This window comes from Streptomyces sp. 7N604 (assembly GCF_052245475.1).
In the GTDB taxonomy this organism is placed as follows: domain Bacteria; phylum Actinomycetota; class Actinomycetes; order Streptomycetales; family Streptomycetaceae; genus Streptomyces.
In genome coordinates, this window is sequence record NZ_JBQQBX010000015.1 from 41,137 (window position 1) to 56,111 (window position 14,975).

Sequence of the window (14,975 nt, forward strand, 5' to 3'; positions counted from 1 at the left end):
GGGCGGGAGGGCCAGCACGGTGCGCGGCACGCGCGCCGCCGGGGCGGCGTCGGGCTAGAGGACGCGTTCTGCCGGGTGGCGGGCCGCGCGGAGGTGGAACTCCGCCGGGAGTTGGTCCAGGCCCGCCGACTCGCGCGCGTGGGTCAGGGCCTCCCCGGTCAGCCGGGCCAGTGCGTCGGCCGGCGCCGCATGCGGTTCCAGCAGGAGCGCCACGCGCGCCTCTGGCGCCGTTCGACGGCGGCCCGTCAGCAGGACGTTCGCCCTGGAGACGCCGTCCAGCGACTCCGCCTCCGCGGCCATCACACCCTCCAGCGCACGCCCCCGCAGCAGCGCCCCCGCCCCGTCCCCGCTGTCCACGAGAACCTCACCGAGGCGGTGCCGCCGCAGCTGGGCGAGGAACCACCACAGCATCAGCACGAGCAGCACGGTCAGCACCGCGAAGACGGTCGGCCACCACCAGCCGTCGTCGCGGAAGCGAGTGCGGCCCTCGTCGCCCAGCACGACGTCGTCCGGCCCCCTGAAGGGCCACCAGCCCGGGAGGTCGAACCCCCAGTGCCGCGACAGGTCGATCGAGCCGATCAGCACCGCGCCGCCCAGAGCGAAGAGCCCGAGCCCGGCCAGTGCCAGCAGTACGCGGTTGACGGTCCTGAGCATGGGTCAGGTCACCTCTTCGCCGGGCGTCGTGCGCGCACGGACAGGTCGAGCTGCCGGACCAGGCCCAGCTCCCCGATGCCGGAGGCCATCGCATCGTCCAGGTCGCGGCGCACCTCGTCGAGGTCGCGGAAGTGGGCCAGGGCGCGGGCCCTGACCCGGCGGCGGCTGACGTCGACCCGTACCGACTGCACGCCGGACACCTCCATCGCCCGGTCGCGCAGCACGAGCGCGGCCGCGGAACGGTGGAGTCCGGCCCGGACGTCAATGGCGCCCGCGACCCCCGAGGGCCGCCGCATGGTCAGCAGCCCGCGCAGTCCAGGGGAGAGCGCGAGCAGCAGCAGCCACAGCCCCAGCACCATCGCGACCGCGGCGCCGCCGATCATCCAGGGGTTGTCCAGCGGGCGCTCCGCCAGCTCGTCGGCGAGCCGGCGGCGCCATTCCATCGCGGTCCGGCCCGCCCGCACCGCGGCGACGTCGTAGAGGAGCAGCCCCAGGCCCGCGGTCGCGAGGGCCGCGACGATCCCCGCCGGGACGCGCCGCTCGGACCAGAAGCGCCGCGGCTGGCCTTCGCCGCCCCCGCCGTCGAAGTCCGCGGCCGACGCGGACTGCTCGAGGTCGGACGACCCGCCGCCCGAGGCCGGTTCGCGCTCCACCGTGGGCATCCGCTGCGTACCGCCGTCGCCGCCCTTCGCGTCCGGATCGTGGTCGCTCATGTGACCCTCCCCTGCTCCGCCGCCCGCGACTGCTCGGAGTGCAGCCGTTCCACAGATACGGACACTTCGGGCACATCCATGCCTGCCAAGGCGCGTACCCGCTCGGAGACCTCATGACGCACAGCGCCGCACCGCGCGCCGATGTCACAGGGGTAGCCCAGCTCCACCGCCACCCGCACGCGCGCCTCGGCGAACGGGGGCCGGGCGCCGCCCTGACCTGGCGCCGGCCGTACGGACACCGTCGCGTGCGGCCAGCGGCCGGCGGGCACGTGGTGCGCCTCGGGCACATCGCGCAGCGCCTCCCTGGCGGCCCGGGCGGCGATCTTCGCGACGACCCGGTCCGCGATACGCGTGGCCCCCCGCTCGCCCGCGGCCACGGGCTCCGGCTCGGGCACCGGCGCCGCCACCGTGGCGGCATCCTCGGGCACCGGCGCTCACCGCCGCCGTTCGCCGCGCTCGCGGGGGCGGAAGAAGTCGCCGAGCTCCAGGTCGCCCTCCAGCAACCGCCCGACGACGAATCCGACGGCGCCCAGCGCCGCCACCAGCAGGAAGGCGCCAAACCCGCCGAAGTACCCGGCGAAGCCCAGCGCCATGCCGGCGATCAAGCCGACCACGGCCATGCTCATCGTGCGCTCCTTCTCTTGCGCCTGTGCCGCCCGGTCCAGTCCGGTCCCCTTCGGCTTCGGCTACTGGATGCGCGGTCCCTCTTCTTCCTCTTCCTCGTCCGGCAGCTTCACATCGCTCACCGCGATGTTGACTTCCACGACGTCGAGGCCGGCCATCCGCTCGACCGCGGAGATCACGTTCTCCCGTACGGCCCGTGTGACGTCGGCGATCGAGACGCCGTAGTCGACGACGATCTCCAGGTCCAGCGCCGTCTGCACCTCGCCGACCTCGGCCCTGACTCCGCGGGTGACGGCGGGCCTCCCGCCCGGCACCCGGTCCCGCACGGCCCCGAAGGTGCGGGAGATTCCGCTGCCCAGCGCGTGGACGCCGACGACGTCGCGGGCGGCGAGCGCGCCGATCTTCTCGACCACGCCGTCGGCGATGGTGGTACGGCCTCGGATCGCGGGATCTCCTCCGCCGCGCTTGGCGCCCAGGGTCTTCCTGGGAGCCTCGCCGACGGAGGGGGGTTCGGGCGTCTCGGGCCGGTTCCGCTGTGCGGTCTCGGACATGGCCGGTCGTCCCTTCGGAGGAGAGAAGCGGCATTCCGCTCCGTTGCCCACACTAAGTGTGAATGCCCCACGCCGCTCCAGGGATGCGGCAGGCGTGGGACGGCACGCTGTGTGGAGCATCCTGGATCGTGGGGACAGCCGGGAAGGGGTGAGCACCGGTGGCCACAGAAGGATGGGCGGACGCCGTACGGCAGCAACTCGGTCTGGGCCGACTGCTGCCGCTGGGCAGCCCCGCGGACGGCGCCTGGATCACGGAGCGCGCCGCGAGCGAGGTGCTGCGGCGGGCGGCGACCCGGCTGGACGACGTACGGCTCGGCCGGCTCCGGATCGGCCTCGCGGACCCGGCGAAGGCAGCCACGCCCGCGGTCCCGCGGCCCGCGAGCGCCCTGCCGCCGGGACCGCTCCGTATCGACGCGGAATTCGCGGCATGGACGCGGCTGCCGCTGCCGGAGTCGGCGGAGCGGCTGCGCGAGATGCTGCTCGGGGCGGCGGAGCACAGCCTCGGCCTGGAGACGACGGCAGTCGATCTGCGGGTCACCGACCTGCTGGAGGTATCGCACGCCGCGGAGGGCATGCGGGAGCCGGAAGCGGCCGGGGAGGGGGCGGCGGACCGGAGCCGGGGCGCGGAGCCCGGCCCGTACGGCCACGTGGCCGACGCGGTGACCGCCGTCCCGGGCGTGACCCGGCTGGCGCCCGTGCTCGGCAGGCCCGCCCGGCCCGTGCGGATCCAGGACGAGGACGCTCCCGAACGGCGCCACGTCGAGGTGCAGTTGGCGGTCGCCGCCAGTCACCGCGCGCTGGAGGTCGCCCGCGCGGTACGGGCAGCCGTGACCGCGGCGGCGGCCGCCGACACGGCCGCGCCGGTGACGGTGGCAGTCGTCGTGACGGCGGTCGAGCAGCCGTGAATCCCGGCCAGGAGTCGCTCGCGCGGCGGCGGCAACCCGAGCCGGTCCGGACTGAGGCCGACCCGCGCCGGACCGAGGCCAACCCGGGCCGGTCCGGGGCAAGCCCGGGCCGGACTCAGGCCGGAGCCCGAGCCGGGGCCCGGGGAGAGCGGCGGCAGCGCCCTCGTCAGTCGGCCGTCAGTCGGCCGTCAGTCGGCGATGCCCGCGAGATCGCGGAGTCGCCGCGCCTGCGCGCCCCGCTCGGCCGCCCGCTGCTCCTCGTACGTGCGGTCAGCGGCACCGCGCAGCAGTGCCTTCGTCTCGATCACGGCGTCGCGCGGGGCGGCGAGCAGAGCCGCGGCCAAGTCCGCGACAGCGGCGTCGAGTTCCGAGGCGGGTACGACCAGGTTGGCGAGGCCGGTCCGCTCGGCCTCCGCGGCCTGGACGTACCGCCCGGTGACGCAGATCTCCAGCGCCCTGGCATAGCCGACGAGCCCGACGAGCGGGTGCGTGCCGGTGAGGTCCGGGACCAGTCCGAGGCTGGTCTCGCGCATGGCGAACTGCACGTCGTCGGCACAGACGCGCAGGTCACAGGCGAGCGCGAGCTGGAAGCCCGCGCCGATCGCATGTCCCTGCACCGCCGCGACGGAGATGAGGTCGTTCCGCCGCCACCAGGTGAACCCCTCCTGGTACTCGGCGATGGCCGCGTCCAGCTCCGCGTCGGAGCCGCGCGCGAGCTCGATGAACGACGGCTCGCCGTCGAAGCCCTCCGGGGTGAAAGCCTGCCGGTCGAGCCCCGCGGAGAAGGACTTGCCCTCTCCGCGCAGCACGGCCACGCGTACGCTCCCCGGCAGCAGGCGCCCCGCCTCGGCCAAAGCGCGCCACAGTGCGGGCGACTGGGCGTTGCGCTTGTCGGGGTTGGCCAGGGTCACCGTGGCGACGGTTGCCGCGTCGTCGACGGTGAGCCGTACGCCGTCCTTGTCCAGCAGGGTCATGGGTGCCTCCGGATGGGCCGCAGTCATGCGGTCGACGAGTTCGCCGTCGACCTTACTGCACAGTAACCACCCGGGCGATCACCGGATCGACCGGGTGGTACTGCCCCACTTCTGCCGGGAGGTGCCTCGTCAGGACGCAGGAGCCTTCTTTCCCCGTGTGGCTCCGCCGCGACCACGGAGGGTCACCCCGGACTCGCTCAGCATCCGGTGAACGAACCCATACGAGCGGCCGGTCTCCTCGGCCAGCGCCCGGATGCTCGCACCGGAGTCGTACTTCTTCTTCAGGTCAGCCGCGAGCTTTTCGCGCGCGGAGCCGGTCACCCGGCTGCCCTTCTTCAGAGTCTCGGCCACCCGTGCCTCCTCATGGGAAGTGCGCTCTGGACTCTCATGATCACCCCTTGAGGGCGTCCTGGCCACCCATTCGGCAAGGTCCGTGCGACAACCTTTGTCCCGCAGAGCCGCACGGACACATCTGGACGCTTCGATTCCGTACGGTCCCGGAATTCGTCACTGTGCGCAGCCGACGGCGAAGGTCCAGGTCAGCGCGGCGCCCGCGCTCCGGAGACGGGCCGGAGACGAGTCGGCGGGTGTATACATCACGAAGTCGGGACCTCGCGGCTGCGGCACGCCGAGGTACGACCCCGGCTCACTCAGATGATGGATCACGCATCGGCCGAATGATCCAGAAGAAGTGGATCAGGTGACAGGACAGAAGTGGATCAGGCAAGCGCGACGAGATCCGCGTAGTCGTCGCCCCACAGGTCCTCGACTCCGTCCGGCAGCAGAATGATGCGTTCCGGCTGGAGCGCGTCCACCGCGCCCTCGTCGTGCGTCACCAGCACGACCGCACCGCTGAAGGTGCGCAGCGCGCCGAGGATCTCCTCGCGGCTGGCCGGGTCGAGGTTGTTGGTGGGCTCGTCGAGGAGGAGCACGTTCGCGGAGGAGACCACGAGGGTCGCGAGCGCGAGCCGGGTCTTCTCACCGCCGGACAGCACACCCGCGGGCTTGTCCACGTCGTCGCCGGAGAAGAGGAACGACCCCAGCGTCTTGCGGATGTCGACCAGGTCCATGTCTGGCGCGGCGGAGCGCATGTTCTCCAGGACCGTACGGTCCGGGTCGAGGGTCTCGTGCTCCTGGGCGTAGTAGCCGAGCTTGAGGCCGTGCCCGGGCGTCACCGCGCCGGTGTCGGGCTGCTCGACCCCGGCGAGCAGCCGCAGCAGCGTCGTCTTGCCCGCGCCGTTGAGGCCGAGGATGACGACCCGGGAGCCCTTGTCGATGGCCAGGTCGACGTCGGTGAAGATCTCCAGCGAGCCGTACGACTTGGACAGACCCGCGGCGGTGAGCGGGGTCTTGCCGCACGGCGCGGGGTCGGGGAAGCGCAGCTTGGCGACCTTGTCGGACTGCCGCGCCTCCTCGAGGCCCGAGAGGAGCTTCTCGGCGCGGCGGGCCATGTTCTGGGCGGCCACGGTCTTGGTGGCCTTCGCCCGCATCTTGTCGGCCTGGGCGTTGAGGGCCGCCGCCTTCTTCTCGGCGTTGGCGCGCTCGCGCTTGCGGCGCTTCTCGTCGGCCTCGCGCTGGAGCTGGTACTGCCTCCAGCCCATGTTGTAGATGTCGATCTGCGACCGGTTGGCGTCCAGGTAGAAGACCTTGTTGACGACCGTCTCCACCAGCTGGATGTCGTGGGAGATCACGATGAAGCCGCCGCGGTAGGTCTTGAGGAAGTCCCGGAGCCAGAGGATCGAGTCGGCGTCGAGGTGGTTCGTCGGCTCGTCGAGCAGCAGGGTGTCGGAGTCCGAGAACAAGATCCTGGCCAGCTCGACGCGGCGCCGCTGGCCGCCGGAGAGGGTGTGCAGCGGCTGACCGAGGACCCGGTCGGGGAGGTTGAGGCTGGCGGCGATGGTCGCGGCCTCGGCCTCCGCGGCGTACCCGCCCTTGGTCAGGAACTCGGTCTCCAGGCGCTCGTACTTCTTCATCGCGCGCTCACGGGTGGCGCCCTGGCCGTTCGCCATCCGGTCCTCGTTCTCGCGCATCATGCGCAGCACGGTGTCCAGGCCGCGCGCGGAGAGGATGCGGTCCCGGGCGAGCACGTCGAGGTCGCCGGTGCGCGGGTCCTGCGGGAGGTAGCCGACCTCTCCGGTACGGGTGACGGTGCCCGCGGCGGGGATGCCCTCACCGGCGAGGACCTTGGTGAGCGTGGTCTTGCCTGCGCCGTTGCGGCCGACGAGGCCGATGCGGTCGCCCTTGGCGATACGGACGGAGGCGGACTCGATGAGGATGCGGGCGCCTGCGCGCAGCTCGAGGCCGGTGGCGGTGATCACGGAAAGACTCCAGGGCAGCAGATGAGGGCGTCGGGACGGACGTGCGGGCGTACGGGTCGGCGACGCCGCCTAATGCACAAGGAGAATTGCCATGACACGGAGTCTAGCGGGGGCGTGCAACCGCATTTTCGCGGTGGGCGACGCGATCCCGCAGGCAGCGCGGCTCCCCGCCGCCGTGCGCAGCAGGACGAGGTGACGCACTTCACCCATACTCGTGGGTGGGCAGCGCGCATCCAGGAGCGGTTCCACAGGTTCCGGAGGAGTGAACGTCATGGCAGACACCGGTGCGGCCCGGCCGACGATCTACCCGACGCTGCTGTACGAGGACGCGCAGGCGGCGATCAAGCTGCTCACGGAAGCCTTCGGCTTCAAGGCGGACGCGGTCTACACGGGCGAGGACGACATCGTCGCCCACGCGGAGCTCAGTTACGGCAACGGCGTGGTCATGCTCGGGTCGAAGGGCAGAGCGGGCGTCTTCGCGGAGACCATGCGGAACGCCGGGCCCGTCGGCATCTACGTCGTCGTCGAGGACGTGGACGCGCACCATCGCAAGGCCGCCTCCCACGGCGTGGAGATCCTGATGCCGCCGACCGACCAGGACTACGGCTCGCGGGACTACATGGCGCGGGATGCCGAGGGCAACGTGTGGAGCTTCGGCACGTACGCCCCGGCCGGCCGGACCCCGGCCGGCGGCGCGGGGTAACTGCGAGGGCTCTTGGGGCGTGACGGCCGGTGCTCCTGCCGCGTCTCCTGGGCGTGACTGCCGGGCTCCTGCGGCGTGGCTGCCCGAGCCCTTCAGGCCTCTCCCGTGTGCACCTGGAAGGCGGCCCGGCGCACGGCCTTGGCGAGCGCCGGGTCGGGGTGGGCGGCCGCCAGGGCGACGAGGACCTGCACGGTGCGCGGGTGGCCGACGGCCCGTACCTCGTCGAGCAGCGCCGGAACCGTGCCCTGCACCGCCGAGTCGAGATGGCGTACGAGCAGCGGGGCTTCGCCGTGGTCGGCGACGGCGGCCGCGGTGTCGACCCACAGCCACGTGGCCTCTTCACGGGTGAGCACCGCCAGCGGGTCCTCCGGGTCGCTGCCCTCCTGCTCGGCCAGCCACAGGAGGGCGTACGGGCGCAGGCGCGGCTCGTCGACGACCGACCGTACGGCGGGCTCGGCGGGCCCGCCGACCACACGCAGCGCCTCGAAGGCGAGTCCGCGCAGCAGGGCGTCGTCGCCGCGGGCGGCGTCGAGGAGTTCGGAGACCGCGGCGGCGGCCGGGCGGGCGGCGAGCCAGGCCCGGTACTCGTCGCGGGCCGGGCCCGGGGTGAGGCGGGCGCAGCCGCGCAGCATGTCCTCCGCGGACCACTCGATGTTCCCTGCGGGGCTCTGCGCAGCCACGCAGATCTGCTCGAGCTTGACCCACACGGCCCAGTTGCCGAGCGGGGTGAGCGTGGCCTGGCCGTCCCCGACGGTCAGCGCGCCGACGGAGGCGAGAGCGTCGAGCGCCCAGTCCAGCAGGGCGCCGGGCCGAGGCCCGTCGGCGTGGGACAGCTCGGTCTCGGGGGTGCTTGTGTCGGGGGTGCCCGTGTCTGGGGCGCTCGTGTCTGGGGCGCTCGTGTCGGGGGCGCTCGTGTCGGGGGCGCTCGTGTCGGGGGCGCTGTTGTCCGGGTAGGGCACCTCGCAGCGCTCGGTGCGCAGTTCGGCGACGCGCTTCTCCAGCAGGTCCTGAAGGGCGGAGACCGGGACGGCGCCGTCCGAGAGCTGGAGGAGCGACAGGAGCTGGGGCGCGGCCTCGACGACTTCCGCGACGGGGGTGGGTGCGAAGGCCGAGGGCGCGGGGTGGGCGAGCGACCACGCGTCGAAGAGCGCGACCCAGCCGCGCAGCGCGGCGCTGTCGTCCCGGTCCCAGGCCTGCAGCCGCCAGCCGGGACGGGCGGTTTCGCCGTACAGCTCGATGAGCCCGGCGAGCCGCGCCCGGTCCCAGTCGGCCAGTACCTGATGTGAAGTCAGGTTCAGTGCGGCCGCGGCGCTTTCTGCGGCGTCGCGGCTGAGCGCGCCGCTGCCGCCGGGCCGCAGGCGGGCACCGCGGCCGCGCTCCGCGTCCGCCCAGCGGGCGATCCGCACGGCTCCGGCGAGCTCCGTCCGTGCCTGGCGGGCGAGTTCGGCCCGCGGCGGCGTGCCCTCGGGCGGCCTGGGCGCGGGCCTGGCGCGCCGGTTAGTCACGGCCCGGCGGGCGGCGGACATCGGTCGTCGGGGGACAAGGCGGAGCCGGGAGTCGCGCGGGGTACGGGACGTCACGGGAGCAGTCTTCCCGTTGACGGCCCGAAAGCCCAATCGGAATCCGCTCGCGCGGATTCCTCACGACCTCGGCCCTGGATGGACGGGGCTCCGCGCCGCGCGGAGGCTGACCACCACGACGGCCGTCCTCCACGCCTGCGGTGCGCAACTTCCCACCCGCCCGCCCATAAGGGGGCGGGCGGGAGCCCCGGCCCGGCACCCCGGGCGGCGGCATCCCTGGGCGGCGGCGCCGCGCGGCGAGCCGCAGTCGGGGCACCCGCGTGGACGCCCGCGTGGCGCAGCCCGCCCCGTGCCGCGCCTGCGGCGCGTGACTTCCCGCCCCTGAAGGGGCGGGGGGTTGGGAACTGCGGCCAGCCGACCGGCCCTAAAGGGTGGGAGGCTACTGCGGCCGTCCGACCCGGGTGGTAGGGACGGGCGGGCGTTCGCCCGTCCCTAAAGGGGGCGGGTGGGGGCGGGGCTACATCAGGGGGGTGAGGAAACGGCGGAGGGCTTCCTCGTAGGACTCGGGGTCGGCGTTCCACATCGACGCGTGGGGGGCGTGTTCGACGGGGAGCAGCGTGACCAGATCCGGGCGGCGTTCCGCGAGGGCGCGCGAAGCGTCCCACGGAGCGATCGTGTCGTCCGGGCCGTGCATGATCAGCACCGGTACGGACAGCCGGTCGGGGTCGGCGGACGCCGAGAGGCGCCCGCTGCCCAGACCCGTACGCCCCTGCGCGGCCCGTACCGCCAGCGGCAGCAGCGGCCGCGGCGCGCCGTCCGCGGCGGCGAGAGCCCGTACGGCCGCCTGCCAGTCCAGGATGGGCGAGTCGAGGACGAGGCCCTTGATCCGGTTCCGCAGGGCGGACTCGGCCGCGGCGTGCAGCGCCATCGTGGCGCCCGTCGACCAGCCGTACAGCACGACCGTCTCCGCCCCGTACCGCACCGCGTAGCGGATCGCCGCGTCCAGGTCGCGCCACTCCGTGTCGCCGAGGTGGCCGATGCCGTCCGGGGAGCGGGGGGCTCCGAGGTCGCCGCGGTAGGCGAGGTCGAGGATCGGGAACCGGTGCCGGTGCAGGAAGGGCATGATGACCATGGGGTGTTCGCGGCTGGTGCCGAGGCCGTGCACGGTGATCACCCAGGTGTCACGGGCGCCGGGTACGAACCACGCGGGCAGCGCGCCGAGTTCGCCGGGCACGTCCACGTCGGCGTGGTCGAGTCCCAGGGCGTCGCGCGGGTTCCCGATGTAGACCTGCGGGGTGAGCCACATCCGGTCGCCGGGCTCCAGCGTGCCGTATGTGACCCGCTCGAGGCGGCGGACGACCGAGTCCGCGGGGTGCGGCGAGTTCCTCAGGACCGCCCCGACGATCGCGTGCCGGTCGCCGCCGGTCAGCCCGTACGTGCCGGGCCGCAGCGACGCCAGGCTGCGGGTGAGCGTGATCTGGTCGGCGGCCGAGGCGTGGACGGTGAGCTGCGGGTCGGTGGGCAGCGGCCGGACGCGCGAGGGTTTCAGGGCAGCGTCACAGGCGTACCGCCCGGCCGCCACGGCGGCCGCGCCGGCACCGAGGAGGGTGGCGGCCGCCACGGCCGCCGCTGTACGCAGGCGCATCCGTACCAGTGTGGTCGGGTGCCAGGCGAGCGGCCAGCGGGCGGACACCGTACGCGTACGCGGATCCGGGACACCTTCGCGGGTCCGGGACGCGGCGGGGTCAGCTCCGCTCGCCGTCGCGCCGGCCGTCGCCCTCGCCATCGCCGTCGCCCTGGCCGTAGCCGCGGAGCTTCTCCGCCACCTCCGCGAGCTGGTCCGGGGACAGCAGGCTGGGTTCACGCCCGGGTACGGCGTGCGCGGCGAGCCAGAGCCTGCACATCCACTCCAGCTGCGCGGTGCGGTCGTACGCCTCGTCGAGGCTGTCGCCGTGGACGACGGTGCCGTGGTTCTGCAGCAGGCATCCGCTGCGGTCGCGGAGTGCGCGGAGCATGTTCTCGGCCAATTCGTCGCTCCCGTAGAGCGCATATCGGGCGACGCGCACCGGTCCGCCGAGCGCCGCCGTCATGTAGTGGATGGGCGGAAGCTCGGGGACGAGGGTGGAGACGGCCGTGGCGTGGACGGCGTGGGTGTGGACGACGGCCGCGGCGCGGGTGTTGCGGTAGACGGCGAGGTGCATGGGCAGCTCGCTGGTCGGCTTGAGTTCACCGAGGACCTGGCGGCCAGAGAGGTCGACGCCGACGGGGTCGTCCGGGGCCAGCCGGTCGTACGGCACGCCGGTCGGGGTCACGAGAACGGTGTCCCCGACGCGGGCGGACACGTTCCCCGAGGTGCCCACGACCAGGCCGTCGGCCACCGTGCGGCGGGCCGTGGCGACCACGTCGGCCCAGGCCTCCACCAGGGGCGCCGAGGGGCTTTGCAGCGACTCCAAAGTTCACCTCAAAGACAGTGATCTGTTTCACAGAATTCAGTGGGGGCGGCACCACCGGTCGGTTTGTGCCGCTCTGCGCCTCGCCGAGATCCAACCTCCATGGATACGACAGCACCCCAACGCCCCATCCAGTTCACCTTCCGTTCACTCAGCATCCCTACGGTCACGGCAGCCACTGACCACCAAACTGATTGCCTGGGTGAATGGAACACATCACGCTTCTCATCGGGATCGTGATCATCACGGCCTTGGTGTTTGACTTTACGAACGGCTTCCACGACACCGCCAACGCCATGGCCACCACCATCTCCACCGGGGCTCTCAGGCCCAAGACCGCGGTGGCGATGTCGGCGGTCCTCAACCTCGTCGGGGCGTTCCTCTCGGTCGAGGTCGCGGCGACCATCTCCAAAGGCATCGTCGATGAATCCGGCATCCAGCCCGAAGTGATCTTCGCGGGTCTGGTGGGTGCCATCGTCTGGAATCTGCTGACCTGGCTGGCCGGTCTCCCCTCCAGCTCCTCGCACGCCCTCTTCGGCGGCCTGATCGGCGCGACCGTCGCCTCGGCGGGCCTCGGCGCCGTCCACGGCGACGAGGTCGTCATGAAGGTCCTGATCCCGGCCGTCGCCGCGCCGGTCGTCGCGGGCATCGCCACCCTGCTGGCGACCCGGCTGTCCTACCGCGCCGCCCGGAACGCCGACCCGGAGGCCACCGCCAAGGGCTACCGCGCCGGGCAGATCGCCTCGGCCGCGCTGGTCTCCCTGGCCCACGGCACCAACGACGCGCAGAAGACCATGGGTGTGATGACGCTGGCGCTGATCACCGGTGGCGCGCTCGCCCCGGACGCCGCCCCGCCGCTGTGGGTCATCGCCTCGGCCGGTCTCGCCATCGCGCTCGGCACCTACCTGGGCGGCTGGCGGATCATCCGCACCATGGGCAAGGGCCTCACCGACATCCAGCCGCCGCAGGGCTTCGCCGCCCAGACCGGCGCCGCGGTCACCATCCTGGCCTCCTCCCACCTCGGCTTCGCCCTCTCCACCACCCAGGTCTGCTCCGGCGCCGTGATGGGCTCCGGGCTCGGCCGCAAGGGCGGCGTGGTGCGGTGGTCCACGGCTGGCCGGATGTTCGCGGCCTGGGGGCTGACCCTGCCGGCCGCGGGTGTGGTCGGCGGCGCCGCTGCGCTGCTGGCGAAGCAGGGCACCGCGGGTGTCGCCGGTGTCGCCGTGCTCGCGCTTGCGGCCTGTGCCGCTATCTGGATCGCCTCGCGCCGCAGGCCGGTCGACCACACCAACGTCAACGACGTCGACGGCGTCGAGGGCGCAGAGCCGGAGGGCGTCGTCACGGCAGCCATCAAGTCCGTCTCCCCGCCGCCGGTGGGCACGGCCGCCGCCGGAGCCCAGGAGTCGGCCGGCCCGCCGCCCCAGTCGCAGTCCAAGTCCCAGTCCGCCACCACCAAGGTCACGGCCTAGGCCCCGGGATCAATCGGGATCAATCGAGATCGGTCGAGAGAAGCAAGAAGGAAGCATCCGCATGGACATCGACTGGGCAGCACTCGGCCAGGTCTTCGGCGTCAGCCTCCTGGTCACCGTCGGGATGGTCGGCCTGTTCACGCTCGGCATCGTCGGCAGCTCCAGGAAGGCGCAGCCGCAGCCGGACGGCACGGTCGCCGCGACCGGTGCACCGCCGGTCCTCGCGCGCGGGGGCGCGTACGCCTGCTACGCGCTGTGCGCTGCGGCCGTCGCGTACGGGATTTACCTGATCGTCGCCTGACGGAGCCCCGCGCCGCTCGCCATGCGCCCATGCGAGCACCGCTCGTCATGCGCCCCACGCGCGCGTGGGCACGTGGGGCGGCGGCAGCGGGCCTCCGCTTCCGTCTCCGCGCAGGGACAACGATGGCCCCACCCGCCCCTGTTGGCGGCAAGCCCTTCGTGCCCGCGGCCGGGGAACGATCGCAGTCGTTCCCCGGCCGCGGGCGTGTGAGGTCCTGCCGCAGGTCAAGGGGCAAGTTGACGGGCGTTCGCGGGCCGTGGTGGACTGCCGGAGCCAAACGGCGGCAGGAGAGGAAGCCGGTGCGAATCCGGCGCGGTCCCGCCACTGTCACCGGGGAGCGCTCCCCCACCCCAGAAGTCACGGCCCTTAACAACGGGTTGGAAGGCCGGGGGAAGCGCCGATCCGGGAGCCAGGAGACTCTCACCGCCGGTCACGTCGAGCCAGGGCGCGGACCCTGAGTGAGGACATATCGCCATGCCCGGCTGCCGCCGTACGCGCCGTTCGCGTCATACCCGCCGTTCCCCAAGAACCGCCGTCGCGCTTTCCCGCCGCCCGTGTTCCCCACGGCCGTGTTCCCTACGCGCGCGTGCCCCCCGCGCGCGTTCCCTCCGAGGCACGACGGCGTCCTGATCCGATGCGTGCCGAACACGCCTCTTTCGTGTACGGCGCCGCGCTGGGCTTCGCCTGCGACCTCGTCGCCGGCGATCCGCGGCGCGGTCACCCCGTCGCCGCCTTCGGGCGGGCCGCGGCCGCCGTCGAGCGGCGCTTGTGGCGCGACCACCGCGCGTACGGCGCCCTGCACGCCGCTGTGTGCGCGGGCGGCGCCGTGGCCGCGGCAGCAGCGCTGTCGCGCGCCGTACGCCGCTCCCCCGCGGCAGCCGTGGCGCTGACCGCCGTCGCCGCCTGGTCGGTGCTGGGCGGCACGTCGCTCGGCCGCGAGGCGCGGGCCGTGGGCGGCGCGCTGGCGGCAGGCGACATCGAGGTGGCCCGCGACCGCCTCCCACACCTGTGCGGCCGGGACCCGCAGGCCCTGGACGAGCGGCAGATCGCGCGCGCCGTCGTGGAGTCCGTCGCCGAGAACACCTCGGACGCGGTCGTGGGCGCCCTGGTCTGGGGCGCGGTGGCGGGCGTGCCGGGGCTGGTGGGGTTCCGGGCGGTCAACACCCTTGACGCCATGGTCGGTCACAAGTCGCCGCGCCATCGGCGCTACGGCTGGGCCTCGGCCCGCCTCGACGACCTCGTGGGCTTCCCGGGCTCCCGGCTCACCGCGGCGCTGGCCGTACTGGCGGGTCCCGACCCGCGGGGCGCGTGGCGCGTCCTGCGCCGCGATGCGCGCAAGCACCCCAGCCCCAATGCCGGTCCTGTGGAAGCCGCGTTCGCGGGCGCGCTGGGCGTACGGCTCGGGGGCACACTCGCGTACGGCGGCCGGGTCGAGCACCGTCCTGTGCTGGGGGAAGGCAACCGCCCGGTGGCGGTGGAGGACATCGAGCGTGCGGTACGGCTTTCGCGGCGCGTGAGCACACTCGCGCTGGCGGCGTGCGTGGCCGCACGGCTGGCGTGGGCTGCCGGCGCACCACCGGCGCCGGGCGCGCTCCGGACCGCGCTGCGCGCCACGTCCGCCGACGCAGCGCGCATCCGCGCGAGAGACCGGCGCGCGGCGAACACCGGCTCTGCGGCACGGTTTTCCCACCCGGACGCCCCTTTCAGGGCGGGCGGGTGGGAAAACCCGGACGCGGAACGCCTGGGGACGGAGGGTCCGGGGCTGAAGGGTCCGGGGCCGCAGCGGCCGGGCG

The 14,975-nt window shown here is 73.5% G+C and carries 16 protein-coding genes, 1 pseudogene and 1 riboswitch; of the genes and pseudogenes, 5 read left to right on the plus strand and 12 right to left on the minus strand.

The window, feature by feature from the left end; genetic code table 11:
* Positions 1-54: 54 nt before the first annotated feature.
* Genes amaP through ACTWP8_RS17875 form a run of 5 tightly spaced genes read right to left on the minus strand, consistent with a single transcriptional unit; the run spans position 55 to position 2,542 of the window.
* The gene (gene amaP / locus ACTWP8_RS17855) at positions 55-654 is read right to left on the minus strand and encodes an alkaline shock response membrane anchor protein AmaP (RefSeq protein ID WP_443323127.1); all 600 of its coding nucleotides are present in this window, start codon (positions 652-654) and stop codon (positions 55-57) included.
* Positions 655-662: 8 nt separating this feature from the next.
* Positions 663-1,367: a DUF6286 domain-containing protein gene (locus ACTWP8_RS17860; protein WP_443323128.1), complete on the minus strand. Its 705-nt coding sequence runs from the start codon at positions 1,365-1,367 to the stop codon at positions 663-665.
* Positions 1,364-1,795, minus strand: a complete 432-nt coding sequence (locus ACTWP8_RS17865; protein ID WP_443323129.1) for a hypothetical protein — start codon at positions 1,793-1,795, stop codon at positions 1,364-1,366. The genes ACTWP8_RS17860 and ACTWP8_RS17865 overlap by 4 nt, the downstream gene beginning before the upstream one ends.
* A gap of 6 nt (positions 1,796-1,801) precedes the next feature.
* Positions 1,802-1,993 (minus strand): hypothetical protein, encoded by a 192-nt coding sequence (locus ACTWP8_RS17870; RefSeq protein WP_443323130.1) that lies wholly within the window; start codon positions 1,991-1,993, stop codon positions 1,802-1,804.
* A 60-nt stretch (positions 1,994-2,053) separates the two neighbouring features.
* Positions 2,054-2,542 (minus strand): Asp23/Gls24 family envelope stress response protein, encoded by a 489-nt coding sequence (locus ACTWP8_RS17875; RefSeq protein ID WP_443323131.1) that lies wholly within the window; start codon positions 2,540-2,542, stop codon positions 2,054-2,056.
* A 158-nt stretch (positions 2,543-2,700) separates the two neighbouring features.
* Between ACTWP8_RS17875 and ACTWP8_RS17880 the strand changes: the two genes are divergently transcribed.
* A complete protein-coding gene (locus ACTWP8_RS17880; RefSeq protein WP_443323132.1) occupies positions 2,701-3,447 on the plus strand; it encodes a hypothetical protein in 747 nt (248 codons plus the stop codon).
* A gap of 188 nt (positions 3,448-3,635) precedes the next feature.
* Here ACTWP8_RS17880 and ACTWP8_RS17885 read toward each other — a convergent pair whose 3' ends face one another.
* The 4 genes from ACTWP8_RS17885 to abc-f form a co-directional block, all read right to left on the minus strand.
* Positions 3,636-4,421 (minus strand): enoyl-CoA hydratase/isomerase family protein, encoded by a 786-nt coding sequence (locus ACTWP8_RS17885; protein WP_443323133.1) that lies wholly within the window; start codon positions 4,419-4,421, stop codon positions 3,636-3,638.
* A gap of 129 nt (positions 4,422-4,550) precedes the next feature.
* Positions 4,551-4,772 carry a helix-turn-helix domain-containing protein gene (locus tag ACTWP8_RS17890; RefSeq protein ID WP_055472015.1) on the minus strand — a complete coding sequence of 74 codons (222 nt, stop codon included), beginning with the start codon at positions 4,770-4,772 and terminating at the stop codon, positions 4,551-4,553.
* Between the two features lie 156 nt (positions 4,773-4,928).
* On the minus strand, positions 4,929-5,087 hold the full coding sequence (locus tag ACTWP8_RS17895) for a hypothetical protein (protein WP_443323134.1): 159 nt from the start codon (positions 5,085-5,087) through the stop codon (positions 4,929-4,931).
* 53 nt (positions 5,088-5,140) lie between these two features.
* Complete coding sequence (abc-f, locus tag ACTWP8_RS17900) at positions 5,141-6,739, minus strand: ribosomal protection-like ABC-F family protein (protein ID WP_443323135.1); 1,599 nt, start codon at positions 6,737-6,739, stop codon at positions 5,141-5,143.
* A gap of 271 nt (positions 6,740-7,010) precedes the next feature.
* Here abc-f and ACTWP8_RS17905 point away from each other — a divergent pair, with 271 nt between their 5' ends.
* Positions 7,011-7,442, plus strand: coding sequence for a VOC family protein (locus ACTWP8_RS17905; protein WP_443323136.1), 432 nt, complete (start codon positions 7,011-7,013; stop codon positions 7,440-7,442).
* Positions 7,443-7,534: 92 nt separating this feature from the next.
* On the opposite strand, the gene ACTWP8_RS17910 is transcribed toward ACTWP8_RS17905, so the two are convergent.
* From ACTWP8_RS17910 to ACTWP8_RS17920, 3 genes are all read right to left on the minus strand, one after another.
* Positions 7,535-9,022 (minus strand): hypothetical protein, encoded by a 1,488-nt coding sequence (locus ACTWP8_RS17910; RefSeq protein WP_443323137.1) that lies wholly within the window; start codon positions 9,020-9,022, stop codon positions 7,535-7,537.
* A gap of 457 nt (positions 9,023-9,479) precedes the next feature.
* A complete protein-coding gene (locus ACTWP8_RS17915; RefSeq protein ID WP_443323138.1) occupies positions 9,480-10,607 on the minus strand; it encodes an alpha/beta hydrolase in 1,128 nt (375 codons plus the stop codon).
* 100 nt (positions 10,608-10,707) lie between these two features.
* On the minus strand, positions 10,708-11,415 hold the full coding sequence (locus ACTWP8_RS17920; RefSeq protein ID WP_443323139.1) for a class II aldolase/adducin family protein: 708 nt from the start codon (positions 11,413-11,415) through the stop codon (positions 10,708-10,710).
* Between the two features lie 203 nt (positions 11,416-11,618).
* Here ACTWP8_RS17920 and ACTWP8_RS17925 point away from each other — a divergent pair, with 203 nt between their 5' ends.
* The 3 genes and pseudogenes from ACTWP8_RS17925 to ACTWP8_RS17935 all read left to right on the plus strand — a co-directional run.
* Positions 11,619-12,881: an inorganic phosphate transporter gene (locus tag ACTWP8_RS17925; protein ID WP_443323140.1), complete on the plus strand. Its 1,263-nt coding sequence runs from the start codon at positions 11,619-11,621 to the stop codon at positions 12,879-12,881.
* Positions 12,882-12,942: 61 nt separating this feature from the next.
* The gene (locus ACTWP8_RS17930; protein WP_443313586.1) at positions 12,943-13,182 is read left to right on the plus strand and encodes a hypothetical protein; all 240 of its coding nucleotides are present in this window, start codon (positions 12,943-12,945) and stop codon (positions 13,180-13,182) included.
* 289 nt (positions 13,183-13,471) lie between these two features.
* Positions 13,472-13,602: riboswitch (cobalamin riboswitch) on the plus strand.
* Between the two features lie 214 nt (positions 13,603-13,816).
* Positions 13,817-14,749 (plus strand): annotated as a pseudogene (locus ACTWP8_RS17935) (cobalamin biosynthesis protein); the annotation flags it as partial.
* Positions 14,750-14,975 lie beyond the last annotated feature (226 nt).

Coding starts and splice junctions, on each gene's coding strand:
- amaP (WP_443323127.1), bottom strand. CDS start 654: ATGCTCAGGACCGTCAACCGCGTACTGCTGGCACTGGCCGGGCTCGGG.
- ACTWP8_RS17860 (WP_443323128.1), bottom strand. CDS start 1,367: ATGAGCGACCACGATCCGGACGCGAAGGGCGGCGACGGCGGTACGCAG.
- ACTWP8_RS17870 (WP_443323130.1), bottom strand. CDS start 1,993: ATGAGCATGGCCGTGGTCGGCTTGATCGCCGGCATGGCGCTGGGCTTC.
- ACTWP8_RS17875 (WP_443323131.1), bottom strand. CDS start 2,542: ATGTCCGAGACCGCACAGCGGAACCGGCCCGAGACGCCCGAACCCCCC.
- ACTWP8_RS17885 (WP_443323133.1), bottom strand. CDS start 4,421: ATGACCCTGCTGGACAAGGACGGCGTACGGCTCACCGTCGACGACGCG.
- ACTWP8_RS17905 (WP_443323136.1), top strand. CDS start 7,011: ATGGCAGACACCGGTGCGGCCCGGCCGACGATCTACCCGACGCTGCTG.
- ACTWP8_RS17915 (WP_443323138.1), bottom strand. CDS start 10,607: ATGCGCCTGCGTACAGCGGCGGCCGTGGCGGCCGCCACCCTCCTCGGT.
- ACTWP8_RS17925 (WP_443323140.1), top strand. CDS start 11,619: ATGGAACACATCACGCTTCTCATCGGGATCGTGATCATCACGGCCTTG.
- ACTWP8_RS17930 (WP_443313586.1), top strand. CDS start 12,943: ATGGACATCGACTGGGCAGCACTCGGCCAGGTCTTCGGCGTCAGCCTC.